Origin of the sequence: Pseudomonas brassicacearum (genome assembly GCF_003732265.1) — a bacterium.
Taxonomy (GTDB): Bacteria; Pseudomonadota; Gammaproteobacteria; order Pseudomonadales; family Pseudomonadaceae; genus Aquipseudomonas; species Aquipseudomonas brassicacearum_D.
Genome location: NZ_MOBK01000155.1, coordinates 1 through 252, shown reverse-complemented (window position 1 = coordinate 252; position 252 = coordinate 1). Strand labels below are relative to the sequence as shown.

General features: G+C 58.7%; 1 protein-coding gene. It reads right to left on the bottom strand.

Annotation, left to right across the window (positions count from 1 at the left end):
- Positions 1 to 3 precede the first annotated feature (3 nt).
- On the bottom strand, positions 4 to 252 hold a 249-nt coding region (locus tag BK660_RS30550; RefSeq protein ID WP_473087027.1), incomplete at its 5' end, for a class I SAM-dependent methyltransferase.

The following is a 252-nucleotide window of genomic DNA, read 5'->3' as shown; positions in this document are numbered from 1 at the left end:
ACCTTACCGGCTTGAAACCCGATACACCCGCTCTTCAAGCCGGGTAACTCCCGCCTCGAGGAATTTCCCGCTCGAACTCAACACATCCTGATCCTCCAGAATCTTCAGCGCCCACGAGCCACCAAACAACCGCTGCCCTTCATCATCCAGCACAGCAAACGGCGGGCCTTCCATTTGCGCCTGGTCGTAGTCCAGAGTAATCAGCAACCCCAGCGACTCCGTCGGCAAAATCCGCGTGAGGTGCGCGGCGTA